General features: G+C 73.5%; 13 protein-coding genes and 1 pseudogene. 10 read left to right on the top strand and 4 right to left on the bottom strand.

Annotated features, from left to right (window positions below; translation table 11 throughout):
- The first annotated feature begins 38 nt into the window (after nt 1-38).
- On the top strand, nt 39-854 hold the full coding sequence (locus ACZ42X_RS11960) for a DUF3109 family protein (protein ID WP_468287372.1): 816 nt from the start codon (nt 39-41) through the stop codon (nt 852-854).
- A gap of 16 nt (nt 855-870) precedes the next feature.
- On the opposite strand, the pseudogene ACZ42X_RS11955 reads toward ACZ42X_RS11960, so the two are convergent.
- A pseudogene (locus ACZ42X_RS11955) lies at nt 871-2,628 on the bottom strand (BACON domain-containing protein); the annotation flags it as partial.
- 188 nt (nt 2,629-2,816) lie between these two features.
- On the opposite strand from ACZ42X_RS11955, the gene radA reads away from it, so the two are divergent.
- Complete coding sequence (radA, locus tag ACZ42X_RS11950) at nt 2,817-4,229, top strand: DNA repair protein RadA (RefSeq protein ID WP_468287369.1); 1,413 nt, start codon at nt 2,817-2,819, stop codon at nt 4,227-4,229.
- A 78-nt stretch (nt 4,230-4,307) separates the two neighbouring features.
- Complete coding sequence (disA, locus tag ACZ42X_RS11945) at nt 4,308-5,432, top strand: DNA integrity scanning diadenylate cyclase DisA (protein ID WP_361428510.1); 1,125 nt, start codon at nt 4,308-4,310, stop codon at nt 5,430-5,432.
- A 45-nt stretch (nt 5,433-5,477) separates the two neighbouring features.
- On the opposite strand, the gene ACZ42X_RS11940 is transcribed toward disA, so the two are convergent.
- A complete protein-coding gene (locus ACZ42X_RS11940; protein ID WP_468287366.1) occupies nt 5,478-6,332 on the bottom strand; it encodes a hypothetical protein in 855 nt (284 codons plus the stop codon).
- 144 nt (nt 6,333-6,476) lie between these two features.
- On the opposite strand from ACZ42X_RS11940, the gene ACZ42X_RS11935 reads away from it, so the two are divergent.
- From ACZ42X_RS11935 to cseC, 6 genes are all read left to right on the top strand, one after another.
- Nucleotides 6,477-7,142 (top strand): phosphatase PAP2 family protein, encoded by a 666-nt coding sequence (locus ACZ42X_RS11935; RefSeq protein WP_468287363.1) that lies wholly within the window; start codon nt 6,477-6,479, stop codon nt 7,140-7,142.
- A 25-nt stretch (nt 7,143-7,167) separates the two neighbouring features.
- On the top strand, nt 7,168-8,247 hold the full coding sequence (locus ACZ42X_RS11930) for an HhH-GPD family protein (protein WP_468287360.1): 1,080 nt from the start codon (nt 7,168-7,170) through the stop codon (nt 8,245-8,247).
- A 178-nt stretch (nt 8,248-8,425) separates the two neighbouring features.
- On the top strand, nt 8,426-8,989 hold the full coding sequence (locus ACZ42X_RS11925) for a SigE family RNA polymerase sigma factor (RefSeq protein ID WP_361428518.1): 564 nt from the start codon (nt 8,426-8,428) through the stop codon (nt 8,987-8,989).
- Nucleotides 8,977-9,645: a hypothetical protein gene (locus ACZ42X_RS11920; RefSeq protein ID WP_468287357.1), complete on the top strand. Its 669-nt coding sequence runs from the start codon at nt 8,977-8,979 to the stop codon at nt 9,643-9,645. The genes ACZ42X_RS11925 and ACZ42X_RS11920 overlap by 13 nt, the downstream gene beginning before the upstream one ends.
- A gap of 41 nt (nt 9,646-9,686) precedes the next feature.
- A complete protein-coding gene (gene cseB / locus ACZ42X_RS11915) occupies nt 9,687-10,403 on the top strand; it encodes a two-component system response regulator CseB (RefSeq protein ID WP_468287354.1) in 717 nt (238 codons plus the stop codon).
- The gene (gene cseC, locus ACZ42X_RS11910; RefSeq protein ID WP_468287351.1) at nt 10,400-11,713 is read left to right on the top strand and encodes a two-component system sensor histidine kinase CseC; all 1,314 of its coding nucleotides are present in this window, start codon (nt 10,400-10,402) and stop codon (nt 11,711-11,713) included. The genes cseB and cseC overlap by 4 nt, the downstream gene beginning before the upstream one ends.
- A gap of 91 nt (nt 11,714-11,804) precedes the next feature.
- On the opposite strand, the gene ACZ42X_RS11905 is transcribed toward cseC, so the two are convergent.
- On the bottom strand, nt 11,805-13,397 hold the full coding sequence (locus tag ACZ42X_RS11905; RefSeq protein WP_468287348.1) for an MDR family MFS transporter: 1,593 nt from the start codon (nt 13,395-13,397) through the stop codon (nt 11,805-11,807).
- Between the two features lie 120 nt (nt 13,398-13,517).
- Here ACZ42X_RS11905 and ACZ42X_RS11900 point away from each other — a divergent pair, with 120 nt between their 5' ends.
- Entirely contained in the window at nt 13,518-14,078 is a 561-nt protein-coding gene (locus tag ACZ42X_RS11900; protein WP_468287345.1) for a TetR/AcrR family transcriptional regulator, read from the top strand.
- A gap of 8 nt (nt 14,079-14,086) precedes the next feature.
- Here ACZ42X_RS11900 and ACZ42X_RS11895 read toward each other — a convergent pair whose 3' ends face one another.
- The gene (locus ACZ42X_RS11895) at nt 14,087-14,812 is read right to left on the bottom strand and encodes a M23 family metallopeptidase (RefSeq protein WP_468287342.1); all 726 of its coding nucleotides are present in this window, start codon (nt 14,810-14,812) and stop codon (nt 14,087-14,089) included.
- Nucleotides 14,813-14,944: the final 132 nt, after the last annotated feature.

Raw genomic sequence — 14,944 nt, 5'->3', positions numbered from 1 at the left:
GAAGGAACGCTACTGCGCGTGGCGCATACGCTTGGTGTGTGCCAAAGACGAAGAAGGCGAAGAAGGCGAAGCCCGCTCCCCCCGTACCGGCCCTGCCGGTGGCCGGGGACGAGAAGGGGCTGGACTTTCCCCGCGCCTGGGTGGAGTTCCCCGACCCCGCCGACGACGAGCAGGTCTTCCGCTGCGACCTGACCTGGCTCACCTCTCGCTGGACCTGCATCTTCGGCAGCGGCTGCCAGGGCATCCAGGCCGGCCGCGCGGACGACGGCTGCTGCACGCTGGGCGCGCACTTCTCGGACGAGGAGGACGAGCAGCGGGTGGCCGGCCATGTGGAACGGCTCACACCGGAGCTGTGGCAGTTCCACGACATCGGTACGGAGTCGGGCTGGACGCAGCTCGACGAGGACGGCGACCGGCAGACCCGCCGCTGGGAGGGCTCCTGCATCTTCCAGAACCGCCCCGGCTTCGCGGGCGGCGCGGGCTGCGCCCTGCACATCCTGGCGCTGCGCGAGGGGCGCGAGCCGCTGGAGACCAAGCCGGACGTCTGCTGGCAGCTGCCGGTCCGGCGTACGTACGACTGGATCGACCGCCCCGACGACACGCGGGTCCTGCAGATCTCGATCGGCGAGTACGACCGCCGGGGCTGGGGCCCCGGGGGCCACGACCTGCACTGGTGGTGCACCTCGGCGACGTCGGCGCACGGGGCGGGCGAACCGGTGTACGTGACGTACCGGCCGGAGCTGACGGAGCTGATGGGCAAGGCGGCGTACGACGTGCTGGTGGAGCTGTGCGAGGCGCGGCTCTCCTCCCAGCTGCCGCTGGTCGCGCCGCACCCGGCGGATCCGCGGCCCTGATCCCCGGCGTTCCTCACGGCGGCGGCGCTTCCGTCGACGGGGGCTCCGACGGTGAGGCGGTGTCCGACGGGACCGGGTCCGGCGGCGGGGAAGAGGGTGCGGACGGCGTCGGGCTCGGGTCCGGGGACGGCGGCGGGGTCGAGGCCGGCGGGGTGGACGGCGGCGTCGGCGTCGGGTCCTGAGCCGGCGGCCGGGGCGTGCCCTCGCCGTCGAGTTCGACGATCGCGCCCGCCGGGTCCACGCCCACGCGCGCGGTCCAGGGGCCGGACGGCTCGCGGGCGTGGTCGACGGAGACGTACACCGCGAGGGACTGGCCCGGTGAGAGCGTGCCGGTGGAACGGCTCGCGTACAGCCAGGGCGCGTCCGTCCACAGCGACCAGGTGACCGGCTCGCCGCCGGACGCCGTGAGCGTGAGCATCGTCGTGTCGTCGCCGGCCGGCTGCGCGGTGACCGTGATGCGCCCGGGGGCCGGGCGGCCGGGTCTCGCCGGCGGGGCGGGCGTGCCCGTGCTGATCACCTCGACGGAGACCGCGCCGCGGCCGCCGGGCTCGCTGCGGGCGTTGCCCGCGTTCGCGTACCGGTCGTACCGGTTGTACCCGTCCTGCGACGGGTCGGGGGCGCCGTCGGCGGCGCCCGGCTCGTCGGCCTCGCTCGCGCTGATGGCCGTCCCGTCGCGCGGCTCGCCGGTCATCGGCGCGCCCCGGTACGCCGCCCACAGCGCCAGCACCGGCGCCGCGACCACCGTGGCGACCACGGTGGTCGTCACCGCGCGCGCCCGCATCCGGTCGCGCCGGGCGGCGTGGTCCTTCGGGTCGAGGGGGAAGCCGTCGCGGCCGAACCGGGGCCCGGCCGCGCGCGCCCGCCGGACGTGCAGCATCGCCACGTACGCCGCCGCTCGCGGCGCCTCGACCAGCGGGAGCTTGGCGGGGGTGACGGACGCGCCGGGCCAGGGGCCGCCCGCCCCGGCGCGCTCGGCGGCGCGGCGGCAGCGCGGGCAGTCGTCGACGTGCCGGACGAGCTCGCGCCGCAGCGCCGCGGAGAGCAGCACCTGGTGGTCGCCGGTGAGCCGGGCGACGGCCGGACAGGAACCGGTCTCCACGACGGCGAGGGCCGCGCGGGTGCGCTCCACCTCGCACGCCGCCGCCGACAGCAGCTCGCGCGCCGCGAGCGGCTCCATGCCGAGTACCGCGGCCACCTCGCGGGGGCCGAGCTGGTGGCGGACCGCCAGCTCCAGGGCCTCGCGCTGCTGGGGCGTGGTGCCGGCCGCCTCGGGCCAGGCGAGCAGGGCCAGTTCGCGGCGGCGGTACTCGGCGGTCTCGTCGGTGACCTGGGCCGGCGGCGCCTCCCCGGAGGCGTGGGCCGGGGCCGGGCGGCCGGTGTGCGCGCCCTGCCGGCGGCGCTTCTCGCGCTGCTCGCCGAGCTCGCGCAGGCAGGCCCAGCGGGCCAGTGCGTACAGCCACGCCCTGCGCTCGGTCTCGCCGGCGGGGCACCGCCCGGAGTGCCGCTCGGCGATGGCGAGGACGTCGCCGAGCACCGCCGTGGCCACGTCGTGGTCGCACAGCACGGACAGGCAGTACGTGAACAGCCCGTCCAGGTACGGCTCGTACCGCGCGGGCGGGCGCTGGGCGAGGGTCCGGCCGCCGGTCCGGGCCGAGGACCGGGCCGAGGACCGGGCGGTGGTCCGCTCCTCGGCCCCGGCGTCCCCGGGCGCACCGCGCCGCGACCGGTGTGCGCCGGTGGTGTACGTGGGGGGCTCCAGCCTGCTGCTCATCACCCGGCGACCGTAGGCGGGCGAAGGCACACTCTTCGTACCGCTTCCGCTCTTTTAACCCTTACGGGTGAACGTATCCCTCAAAAGAGGACAGGGCGTTTTGCCCCCGCCACGTGACAAGCGGTATATGCCAGCGGCTCTGCGCGCCGCCGGAAGGCGGCGTTGTCAGTGGGGGCCGCTACGGTTTGCGCATGGCTGCCCGTACGAAATCCACCAAGGACAGGCCCTCCTACCGCTGCACCGAATGCGGCTGGACGACCGCCAAATGGCTCGGCCGCTGCCCGGAGTGCCAGGCCTGGGGGACGGTGGAGGAGTACGGCACGCCGGCGGTGCGCACGACCGCCGCCGGACGGGTCTCCACCGCCGCGCTGCCCATCGGCCAGGTCGACGGACGCCAGGCCACCGCCCGCTCCACCGGCGTGGACGAGCTGGACCGCGTCCTGGGCGGCGGCCTGGTGCCGGGCGCCGTCGTGCTGCTCGCGGGCGAGCCCGGGGTCGGCAAGTCCACGCTCCTCCTCGACGTCGCGGCGAAGGCGGCGAGCGACGAGCACCGCACCCTCTACGTCACGGGCGAGGAGTCCGCGAGCCAGGTGCGGCTGCGCGCCGACCGGATCAACGCCCTCAACGACCACCTCTACCTCGCGGCCGAGACGGACCTCTCCGCCGTCCTCGGGCACCTGGACGCCGTCAAGCCGTCCCTCCTGGTCCTCGACTCCGTCCAGACGGTGGCCTCGCCGGAGATCGACGGCGCCCCGGGCGGCATGGCGCAGGTCCGCGAGGTCGCCGGCGCGCTGATCCGCGCCTCCAAGGAGCGCGGCATGTCCACGCTCCTCGTCGGCCACGTGACGAAGGACGGTGCCATCGCGGGGCCCCGGCTGCTCGAACACCTCGTGGACGTCGTCCTGCACTTCGAGGGCGACCGCCACGCCCGCCTGCGCCTGGTCCGCGGCGTGAAGAACCGGTACGGCGCGACGGACGAGGTCGGCTGCTTCGAACTGCACGACGAGGGCATCGTCGGCCTCGCCGACCCCTCCGGGCTGTTCCTCACCCGCCGCGCCGAGGCCGTGCCGGGCACGTGCCTGACCGTCACCCTCGAAGGCCGCCGCCCCCTGGTCGCGGAGGTCCAGGCCCTCACCGTCGACTCGCAGATCCCCTCCCCCCGGCGCACCACCTCGGGCCTGGAGACCTCGCGGGTGTCGATGATGCTGGCGGTGCTGGAGCAGCGCGGGCGGATCAGCGCCCTCGGCAAGCGGGACATCTACAGCGCCACCGTGGGCGGGGTGAAGCTGTCCGAACCGGCCGCGGACCTCGCCATCGCGCTCGCGCTCGCCTCGGCCGCCAGCGACACCCCCCTGCCGAAGAACCTCGTGGCCATCGGGGAGGTGGGCCTCGCGGGCGAGGTCCGCCGCGTGACCGGCGTACAGCGCCGCCTGGCCGAGGCGCACCGGCTGGGCTTCACGCACGCGCTGGTGCCCGGTGACCCGGGCAAGGTCCCGCCGGGCATGAAGGTCACGGAGGTGGCCGACATGTCCGACGCCCTGCGGGTCCTCCCCCGCTCCCGCCGCCGGACCACCGCTCCCGCCGCCGAGGAGCCGACCTCGTAGCGCTGCGGGGACCGCCCGGGGGCGGGGTCGCTAGACTTTGCCCTGGTCTCGCCCATCCGTACGAGCCGGAGGAGTGCAGTGGCAGCCAAGGACGGGGCAGCAGGTCCCGGAAAGTCCGGCGGAGGCTCCGGCAACGAAGCACTGATGCGCGCTTCCCTGAGCGCGGTCGCTCCCGGTACGTCCCTGCGGGACGGCCTGGAGCGCATCCTCCGCGGCAACACCGGTGGTCTGATCGTCCTCGGCATGGACAAGACCGTCGAGTCGATGTGCACGGGCGGGTTCGTGCTGGACGTGGAGTTCACCGCCACCCGCCTGCGCGAGCTGTGCAAGCTCGACGGCGCGCTGATCCTCGACAAGGACATCACCAAGATCCTTCGGGCCGGTGTCCAGCTGGTCCCGGACGCGTCGATCCCCACCGAGGAGACCGGCACCCGCCACCGCACGGCCGACCGGGTCAGCAAGCAGTGCGGCTTCCCCGTCATCTCCGTCTCGCAGTCGATGCGGCTGATCGCGCTGTACGTCGACGGTGAGCGCCGCGTCCTGGAGGAGTCGGCGGCGATCCTCTCGCGCGCCAACCAGGCCCTCGCGACCCTGGAGCGGTACAAGCTCCGCCTCGACGAGGTCGCCGGCACGCTCTCGGCGCTGGAGATCGAGGACCTGGTGACCGTCCGGGACGTCACGGCCGTCGCCCAGCGCCTGGAGATGGTCCGCCGGATCGCCACCGAGATCGCCGAGTACGTGGTGGAGCTCGGCACCGACGGCCGGCTGCTCGCCCTCCAGCTGGACGAGCTGATCGCGGGCGTCGAGCCCGAGCGCGAGCTCGTCGTCCGCGACTACGTGCCGGAGCCCACGGCCAAGCGGTCGCGCACGGTCGCCGAGGCCCTCACCGAGCTGGACGCGCTCAGCCACGCGGAGCTGCTGGAGCTGCCGATCGTGGCCCGCGCCCTCGGGTACACCGGCTCGCCGGAGGCACTGGACTCGGCGGTCTCCCCGCGCGGCTACCGGCTGCTGGCCAAGGTGCCGCGGCTGCCCGGCGCGATCATCGAGCGGCTCGTGGAGCACTTCGGCGGTCTGCAGAAGCTGCTCGCGGCGAGCGTCGACGACCTCCAGACCGTCGACGGCGTCGGCGAGGCGCGCGCCCGCAGCGTGCGCGAGGGGCTGTCGCGGCTCGCCGAGTCGTCGATCCTCGAGCGGTACGTGTAGTCCGCGGCGGGCCCGGGGGCGGGCCCGCCGCGTCGCCCTGGGGCGTCAGTCCTTGGCGAGGGTGAACGACGCCGGGAGCACCTTCGCGCCCGGCACCGCCGCCTCCACCAGGTAGGTCCCGGCTCCGGCGGCCCGCGCCCCGGACGGCGTCGCGCACTGCGGCGCGCTGCGCAGGCGGTCCCACTCGACGGTGTGCGTGACGCTGCCGCCCGCCGGGACGCGCAGCATCAGCGGTCCGGCGCCGCGCGGGCAGTCCTTCGAGGACCAGACGGTGTCGGCGTCGCTGTTCTTGATGGTCAGGACCGCCGTGCGGGGCGCGAAGTCCGCCTTGCAGGTGGTGCCCGAGGTGTTGCGGACGACGAGCTCGAACCGCGGCTTCTCGCCGGGCTCGTACGACACCTTCGTGCTGCGCAGGGTCAACCGCAGGGCGCCGGGGGCGCAGTCGGGCAGCGGCGAGTCCGCCGGGACCTGGTTCGCGACGGAGCCGGCGGAGCCGGAACCGGCCGAGGAGCCCGTGCCGGCGGAGCCGCCGGAGCCCGCTCCGGCGCTCGTACCCGTGCCGGCGGCGCTGCCTGACGCCGCGTCACCGTTCTTGCCGTCGTCGCCGGCCCCCGGGGCCGTGCCGCCGCCGGAGCCCCCGGAGGCGCCGGACTCGTCGCGGCCGCCCGGCTGGTTGCTGATCGCCGGGCCCGGCTGGGAGGGGCCCGGGGTGATGGAGGGTGCGGGCGTGGCTCCGTTGGCGCTGTCGCCCCCGCCGTCCTTGCCGCCGCCGTCCCCACCCGAGGTGACGACCCATACGATCAGCAGCGCGAGCAGCGCGACCAGGCTCGCCGCGACTGCCCTCCGTCGCCAGTAGATGGAGGAGGGAAGCGGCCCGACCGGATTGCGCAGAGATCCCACGCGCAAACTGTACGAGAGATCAGCCGCCAACTCCCGCCCCACCCGCCGCTCATGCACCAAGTTTTGCCGATGATCACATTCCAGGGCCGGGGATGTGGACGGCGGCGCGTCAGGCCGCCCGGCAGCCAGGTACCGTCCGTAACCATGAGCCAGGACCTCTACCTCGACATCACCGACTTCGCCCACACCACCCCCGGCTGGGTACACCTCATCGCCGAGCTGTGGACGGAGGCCGGGCTGCTCCTCTTCGGCGTGCTGTTCATCGTCGGCTGGTGGCGGGCGCGGCCCGACGCCTCCCGGGCCATGGCGCTCGCGGTCCTCGCGCCGCTCGGCACGGCCTTCGGGTACGTCGTCAGCGAGCTGCTGAAGTCGGTGATCGACGAGGAGCGGCCGTGCCGCGCGGTCGCGGGCGCGGCCGCCTCACTGGTGGAGTGCCCGGCGTACGGCGACTGGTCCTTCCCGAGCAACCACTCCGCCATCGCGGGCGCGGCGGCCCTCGCGCTCGCCCTCGCCTGGCGCGGGATCGCCTGGCTGACGGTGCCGATGGCGCTGCTCATGGCGTTCTCGCGGGTCTTCGTCGGCGTGCACTACCCGCACGACGTGGCCGCCGGGCTGGTCCTGGGCGCGCTGGTCGCCGTCGTCTTCGTCAAGCTGCTGACCCGCCCGGCCGGCGCGCTGGTCGACACGATGCGTACGAGCCGGTCGGGTGCCGCGACCTGGCTGGCGGGGCGCGGTCCGGTGGTCCCCGCGGCCGCGACCGGACGGCATGTGGCGCAGCGGCGCCGGGAGCCGATGCACCGCCGCGGCTGAGGAACGTGCCAGGATCGGGGGTGCCATGACTGCGACCGAAAGCCTCTCCGCCGCCGCTTCCGCCCCCTCCTCCGTCCCTTCTTCCTCCCCCTCTTCCACCCCCTCCTCAGCCGACGCCGGCGCGCACGCGCGGCTGCACACACCCGTCCTCGCCTGGTTCGAGCAGCACGCCCGCGACCTGCCCTGGCGCCGCCCCGAGGCGGGCGCCTGGGGCGTGATGGTCAGCGAGTTCATGCTCCAGCAGACCCCGGTCAGCCGGGTCCTCCCGGTGTACGAGCAGTGGCTGGCCCGCTGGCCGCGCCCCGCCGACCTGGCCGCCGAGGCCCCCGGCGAGGCCGTGCGCGCCTGGGGCCGCCTCGGCTACCCGCGCCGTGCCCTGCGTCTGCACGGCGCGGCCGTCGCCATAACGGAGCGGCACGGCGGCGACGTACCGCGCGACCACGCGCAGCTGCTGGCGCTGCCGGGCATCGGCGAGTACACGGCCGCGGCGGTGGCGTCGTTCGCGTACGGGCAGCGGCACGCCGTCCTGGACACCAACGTGCGCCGGGTGTTCGCCCGGTCCGTCACGGGCGTGCAGTACCCGCCGAACGCCACCACGGCCGCCGAGCGCAGGCTCGCCCGTGCGCTGCTGCCCGAGGACGAGACGACCGCGGCCCGCTGGGCGGCGGCGTCCATGGAGCTCGGCGCGCTGGTGTGCACCGCGAAGAACGAGGACTGCGCGCGCTGCCCGATCGCCGGGCACTGCGCCTGGCGGCTGGCGGGCAAGCCCGCGCACGACGGCCCGGCGCGGCGCGGCCAGACGTACGCGGGGACCGACCGCCAGGTGCGCGGCAAGCTCCTCGCCGTGCTGCGCGAGGCGGTGGCGCCGGTGGAGCAGGCCGCGCTGGACGCCGTGTGGGACGAGCCGGTGCAGCGGGCGAGGGCGCTGGACGGGCTGGTCGCGGACGGGCTGGTGGAGCCCCTGGCGGGCGGCCGCTACCGGCTCCCGGCCGGCCCGGCCGCTCCGGAGGCGCCGGCCGGTCCGGGCACTCCTGGCGCTCCGGCCGGTCCGGGCATTCCTGGCACTCCCGGCACTCCCGGCACTCCCAGCGGGGGCCGAACATGATCACCTTCCCCTGATCCGGGGTTGTCACACCTCCGCTGTTACACAACCGATGGACAGCCGTGCGTCCGCCGACGGCTGCCTCGGACAACCCCGTGACAACAGCTCCGTAGCGTCTCCTGCCGTAAGACCACAGGGGTGCCCACGGGGGGTGCTCGTCACGGGGATGGAGGCGGTTCGGATGTCGCACGGCGAGGTGCTCGAATTCGAGGAGTACGTACGCACTCGGCAGGACGCGCTGCTGCGCAGCGCGCGCCGTCTCGTCCCGGACCCCGTCGACGCCCAGGACCTGCTGCAGACGGCGCTTGCCCGTACGTACGGCCGCTGGGACGGCATAGCGGACAAGGCCCTCGCCGACGCGTACCTGCGCCGCGTGATGATCAATACGCGGACCGAGTGGTGGCGCGCCCGCAAGCTGGAGGAGGTGCCCACCGAGCAGCTGCCCGACGCGTCCGTCGACGACGCCACCGAGCAGCACGCCGACCGGGCCCTGCTGATGGACGTGCTCAAGGTGCTGGCGCCCAAGCAGCGCAGCGTGGTCGTGCTGCGGCACTGGGAGCAGATGAGCACCGAGGAGACGGCCGCCGCGCTCGGCATGTCGACCGGTACGGTGAAGAGCACGCTCCACCGGGCGCTCGCCCGGCTCCGTCAGGAGCTGGAGAGCCGGGCCGTCGACACCGGCGCCCGCTCCCCGGAGCGTACGGAACGCGGTCACGAACGAGGGCGGGAACGGTGCGCGGCCTGAGAAACGACGTCGGCGGCACCGGCAGGATCCGGGCGGCGAGTACCACGGCGACGGCCGTGCTCGCCGCCTTCGGCCTGCTCACGGCCGGCTGCTCCACCGGCGGTACGGGCACGCGCGACGAGGGCGCGGCCCGGGCCGACCAGTCGACCCCGACGTCCGCGCCGACGGCGCCGGCCGGGTCCTCGCCCGTCAAGAAGGTCGACCCGGTCCGGCTGATCAAGGACGATCCCAAGGTCAGCGACCAGGTCAAGGACGAGCTGAAGCCGTGCACGGCCGACGCGTACCCGGTCGACACGTCGTACGGGAACCTCACCGGCAACGGCCGCCCGGACGTGGTGGTGAACGTGCTGACGTGCGGGGATGCCGTGGGGGTCGGGACGTACGTGTACCGCCTGGTGGACAACGCGTACGAGAATGTCTTCGCGGTGGAGGAACCGGCCGTGTACTCCACGATCGACCGGGGCGACCTCGTCCTCACCCGGCAGGTGTACGAGGAGGGCGACCCGGTCGCGTATCCGTCCGGCGAGGACGTGATCACGTACCGCTGGGTGGGGAACCGGTTCAGCGAGCACGACCGGGTGCACAACGACTACAGCAAGGCGATCGGCGACGGCGGCATCGACGGGCCCGCGCCGAGCTCGCCGCCCGAGAACTGAGACCCAGAACCGACCGAGGACCGAGAGAGCGCGGGATGGCGATGGCCGAGACCCATGTCCTGTTCGTCGAGGACGACGACGTCATCCGCGAGGCCACGCAGCTCGCCCTGGAGCGGGACGGCTTCGCGGTGACCGCCATGCCGGACGGACTGTCCGGGCTGGAGTCGTTCCGGGCGCGGCGGCCGGACATCGCGCTGCTCGACGTCATGCTGCCCGGCATGGACGGCGTCAGCCTCTGCCGGCGCATCCGGGACGAGTCGACGGTGCCGGTGATCATGCTGTCCGCCCGCGCCGACTCCATCGACGTGGTGCTGGGCCTGGAGGCCGGCGCCGACGACTACGTGACCAAGCCGTTCGACGGCGCCGTGCTGGTGGCCCGGATCCGCGCCGTGCTGCGGCGCTTCGGGCACGCCTCGGGCGCGGCGGGCGGCGCCGCCGCCGACGCCTCGCGGCAGGGCGGCCCGGACCAGGGCGGCGTGCTCGTCTTCGGCGACATCGAGATCGACACCGAGGGCATGGAGGTGCGCCGGGCCGGCGCCCCGGTCGGGCTGACCCCGACGGAGATGCGGCTGCTGCTGGAGTTCTCGTCGGCGCCCGGCACGGTGCTGTCCCGCGACAAGCTGCTGGAGCGGGTGTGGGACTACGGGTGGGGCGGGGACACGCGCGTCGTCGACGTCCACGTCCAGCGGCTCCGTACGAAGATCGGCCAGGACCGGATCGAGACGGTCCGGGGCTTCGGCTACAAGCTCAAGGCATGAGCCGCCGTCGTTTCGCCGTGCGCACCGGTGTCCGCTGGAAGATCGCCATCGCCATCGCGGGGGTCGGCGCCCTGATCACGGCCGCGCTCAGCCTCGTCGTCCACAACGCCGCCCGCGTCTCCATGCTGGACAACGCGCGCGAGGTGCAGATGGAGCGGCTCGTCTTCGCGCAGCGGATGTACGAGTCGGCCAAGCCGAAGGGCGAGCCGAAGTTCGGCACGAAGGTCAACGACCCGGCGCTGCCGCCCGAGCTGGAGAAGCTGATGCGGCAGCGGCACCGCGGCACGTACGTGGAGGAGCGGCACTCCGGCGCCCCGGACGTCTGGGCCGCCGTGCCGCTGGCCAACGGCGACGTGCTGTCGCTGCGCACGCAGTTCGCCGGGCGTTCCACGACGATCATGAAGGCGCTGGACCAGGCGCTGGTGGCCGGCTCGGTGTCGGTGGTCTTCGGCGGGTGCGCGCTCGGCGTGCTGATCGGCGGGCAGCTGTCGCGGCGGCTGCGGAAGGCGGCCGCGGCGGCCGGGAAGGTCGCCCAGGGCAACACGGACGTACGGGTCCGGGACGCGATCGGCGGGCGCGTACGGGACGAGACGGACGAGCTGGCGCGTGCGGTGGACGCGCTGACCGACGCGCTGAACGACCGGATCGAGGCCGAGCGGCGCGTCACGGCGGACATCGCGCACGAGCTGCGTACGCCGGTGACCGGGCTGCTCACCGCGGCCGAGCTGCTGCCACCCGGGCGGCCGAGTGAGCTCGTACGGGACCGGGCGCAGGCGATGCGCACGCTGGTCGAGGACGTGCTGGAGGTGGCCCGGCTCGACAGCGCCTCCGAGCGGGCCGAGCTCCAGGAGATCGCGCTGGGCGAGTTCGTCGAGCGGCGGGTGCGGGCGCTGGACCCGGAGGCCGAGATCCGCGTGGTGCACGAGTCGTGGGTGAACACCGACCCGCGGCGGCTGGAGCGCATCCTGGGCAACCTGCTGGCGAACGCCGCGAAGCACGGCAAGCCCCCGGTGGAGGTCACCGTCGAGGGCCGCGTGCTGCGGGTGCGCGACCACGGGCCGGGCTTCCCGGAGGCGCTGCTGCGCGAGGGGCCGAGCCGCTTCCGCACGGGCGCGAGCGACCGCGCCGGGCACGGCCACGGCCTGGGCCTGACCATCGCGGCGGGCCAGGCCCGCGTCCTGGGCGCCCGCCTCACCTTCCGCAACGCCTCCCCGTCGGGCGGGGCGATCGCGGTCCTGTGGCTTCCGGAGCACGCCCCGACGTCGACGGGCAGCTTCCCGGTCCTGCGGCCGTCGGCCGAGGACCGGTAGCCGGGGCGGGAGGCCCGAGGACCGGTAGCCGGGGCGGGGCGCAGGGGTACGGGGTCCCCGCCTCGGGGTACCGGATCCCCGCCCCCGGCCCTCAGCTGCTGGAGGCCGCCAGCTTCGGCGGGACCTCCGTCTGCGGGGGCTCCGCCTGCGGGGGCTCCGGACGCTGCGGCCCGGCTCCCTTCAGCGGGACCTCCTTGACGAAGAACGCCGCCACGAAGCCGATCAGGGCGACCGCCGCGGCCAGCAGGAAGGCCGTGTGCGTACCGGACGCCACCGCGACCTGGTACGCCTCGCGCACGGGCTCCGGGAGCCGCGCCAGGCTCGCCGCGTCGAGCTGGGCCGTCTGCGCGGTCGCCGCGCCGCCGCCCTGCGCCGCCATCTCGTCCTGCACCCGGGACGTGAACAGCGCGCCCATGATGGCGACGCCGAAGGACGAGCCGAGCGTGCGGAAGAGCGTGGTCGTGGACGAGGCCACGCCCATGTCCTTCATCTCGACGCTGTTCTGCGCGACCAGCATGGTGATCTGCATCAGAAAGCCCATGCCGGCGCCGAGGACCGCCATGTACGCCCCGGAGGTGAAGCGGGAGGTGCCGGTGTCCATCTGCGCCATCAGGAAGAGGCCGAGGACCATCAGCCCGCCGCCCACGATGGGGAAGATCTTGTACTTGCCGCTGTTGGTGGTGACGCGCCCCGCGTACAGCGACACGATCATCATGGCGATCAGCATCGGCAGGAGCAGCAGCCCGGAGTTGGTGGCCGAGGCGCCCTGCACGGACTGCTGGAACAGCGGCAGGAAGAGCATGGCGCCGAACATCACGAAGCCGGTCAGGAAGCCGATCACCGACATGAGCGTGAAGTTGCGGCTGCGGAAGATGTGCAGCGGCACGACGGGCTCGGCGGCGCGGGTCTCGACGAAGAGGAACCCGGCGGTGGAGGCCAGGCCGACGGCGCTCAGCGCCAGGATCGTGGCGGAGTCCCAGGCGTACTCCGTACCGCCCCAGGTGGTGACCAGGACGATCGCGGTGATGCCGATGGTCAGCAGCGCCGTGCCGAGGTAGTCGATACGCGGCCGGCGGTCGCGCTCCCGCTTCGGCAGGTGCAGGACGGCGCTGACCATCGCGAGGGCGACCGCGCCGAGCGGCAGGTTGATGTAGAAGGACCAGCGCCAGCCCCAGTGGTCGGTGATGGTGCCGCCGACCAGCGGGCCGCCGATCATCGCGAGGGCCATGACGCCGGTCATCATGCCCTGGTACTTGCCGCGCTCACGCGGCGGGATCAGGTCGCCGATGATCGCCATGACGCCGACCATGAGACCGCCGGCGCCCAGGCCCTGGACGGCGCGGAAGCCGATGAGCTGGCCCATGTCCTGGGCCATGCCGCTGAGCGCCGAGCCGATCAGGAAGATCACGATCGCGGTGAGGAAGCTGCCCTTGCGGCCGTAGAGGTCGCCGAGCTTGCCCCAGATCGGGGTGGAGGCGGCGGTGGCGAGGGTGTAGGCGGTGACGACCCAGGAGAGGTGCGCCAGGCCGCCGAGCTCTCCGACGATGGTGGGCATCGCCGTTCCGATGATCATGTTGTCGAGCATCGCCAGCAGGATGGCGATCATCAGCGCGAGCAGCACCACGCGCACGCTGCGCGTGCGCGGCTCCCGGCGCTGTCGCTGTCGTATGTCGGTGTCTTTCATGCTCCCCGCGTCCTTCATGCTCCCCGCTCCACTTACTTGCCGCCCGGCTAGTTCTACACTGGTGACGGTAGACGCGGTACTAGCCGGGCGTCAAGTAAGTTTGTGAGAGGACCGAGCACCATGGCCAGAGGCAACACGCGCCAGCGGATTCAGGACGTGGCCCTCGGACTCTTCGCCGAGCAGGGCTACGAGAAGACCTCGCTGCGGGAGATCGCCGAGCGGCTCGGGGTCACGAAGGCGGCGCTGTACTACCACTTCAAGACCAAGGAAGACATCGTCATCAGCCTCTTCCAGGACCTGACGCGGCCGATCGACGACCTGATCGCCTGGGCCGAAGGGCAGCCCCGCACCCTGGAGACCAAGCAGGAGATCCTGCGCCGGTACCACGCGGCCCTGCTCGGCGCGACCCCGCTCTTCCGCTTCATGCAGGAGAACCAGGCCACCGTGCGCGACCTGAGCATCGGGGAGACCTTCAAGGAGCGGATGCTCACCCTGTCCGGGCTGGTGCAGGAGCCCGGCTTCGCCATGGCCGACCGGGTGCGGTGCATCAGCGCGCTGTTCACCATGCACGCCGGCGTCTTCTTCATGCAGCACGTCGAAGGCGACCCCGAGGAGAAGCACGAAGCCATCCTCGAGGTCGCCGTCGATCTGCTGACCCAGGCCCATCAGGGCCGCTCGTAACGCGCGGGTCAGATGGTGACGCCCTCCGAGCGCAGGAACGACGCCGGGTTGATCGCGGAGCCGTAGTTCGGGGTCGTACGGATCTCGAAGTGCAGGTGCGGGCCGGAGGAGTTGCCGGTGTTGCCGGACTTGGCGATGAGCTGGCCGGTCTTCACCTTCGCGCCCACGGAGACGTCGATCTTCGACAGGTGGGCGTACTGCGAGTACGTACCGTTGGCGTGCTTGATCACGATGGCGTTGCCGTACGCGGGACCGTCGCCGCCGCCGTTCGGGCCGGCCTTCACGACGACACCGCTGTGGGTGGCCTTGACCGGGGTGCCGACCGGCACGGCGAAGTCCTGGCCGGAGTGCTTGTGGGACCACATGGCGCCGCCCTGGTTGAAGGAGGCGGTCAGCGTGTAGCCGTTGACCGGCTTGACCCAGGAGGCCGTCTTCTTGGCGGCGGCCTTCTTCGTGGCGGCCGCCTTCTTCGCGACCTCGGCGACCTTCGCCGCCTGCGCCGCCTGCGCCGCCTTCTGCGCGGCCGCGGCCTGCTTGGCGGCCTCGGCCTGCTGGGCGACCTTCGACTGGGCCGCGGCCTGCGCGGCGACGGCGGCCGCGGTGTCGATGGCGGGGGCCGCCTGCGCCCCGGCCGCGAACGCAGCACCGGATCCGAACGCCAGCGAAGCTCCCATGCCGACGGCGGCGAGGGCGACGGCGGCGTTACGGGTGGGGTGCTTGATGCGCTTCGACATACGGGGAAAGACCTCCGGACAAGAACGGACCCGACGCGAGCGGTGCGCCGGGCGGGTGCTCATCCTTGGTAACCCGACCCCCCATCCCGCCTCAAACCACCCATCTACGACATGTCGTCGTAGCGGTGAGGG

The organism is Streptomyces sp. NPDC030862 (assembly GCF_055571835.1).
Note: the sequence above shows the minus strand (reverse complement) of the source record. Positions and strands in the feature narration are given on the sequence as shown.

Bases quoted from the DNA above. Each gene is read 5' to 3' on its own strand.
- ACZ42X_RS11930 (WP_468287360.1), top strand. From the start codon at position 7,168: ATGACTGCGACCGAAAGCCTCTCCGCCGCCGCTTCCGCCCCCTCCTCC.
- cseB (WP_468287354.1), top strand. From the start codon at position 9,687: ATGGCCGAGACCCATGTCCTGTTCGTCGAGGACGACGACGTCATCCGC.
- ACZ42X_RS11895 (WP_468287342.1), bottom strand. From the start codon at position 14,812: ATGTCGAAGCGCATCAAGCACCCCACCCGTAACGCCGCCGTCGCCCTC.
- radA (WP_468287369.1), top strand. From the start codon at position 2,817: ATGGCTGCCCGTACGAAATCCACCAAGGACAGGCCCTCCTACCGCTGC.
- ACZ42X_RS11900 (WP_468287345.1), top strand. From the start codon at position 13,518: ATGGCCAGAGGCAACACGCGCCAGCGGATTCAGGACGTGGCCCTCGGA.
- ACZ42X_RS11905 (WP_468287348.1), bottom strand. From the start codon at position 13,397: ATGAAAGACACCGACATACGACAGCGACAGCGCCGGGAGCCGCGCACG.
- ACZ42X_RS11935 (WP_468287363.1), top strand. From the start codon at position 6,477: ATGAGCCAGGACCTCTACCTCGACATCACCGACTTCGCCCACACCACC.
- cseC (WP_468287351.1), top strand. From the start codon at position 10,400: ATGAGCCGCCGTCGTTTCGCCGTGCGCACCGGTGTCCGCTGGAAGATC.
- ACZ42X_RS11925 (WP_361428518.1), top strand. From the start codon at position 8,426: ATGTCGCACGGCGAGGTGCTCGAATTCGAGGAGTACGTACGCACTCGG.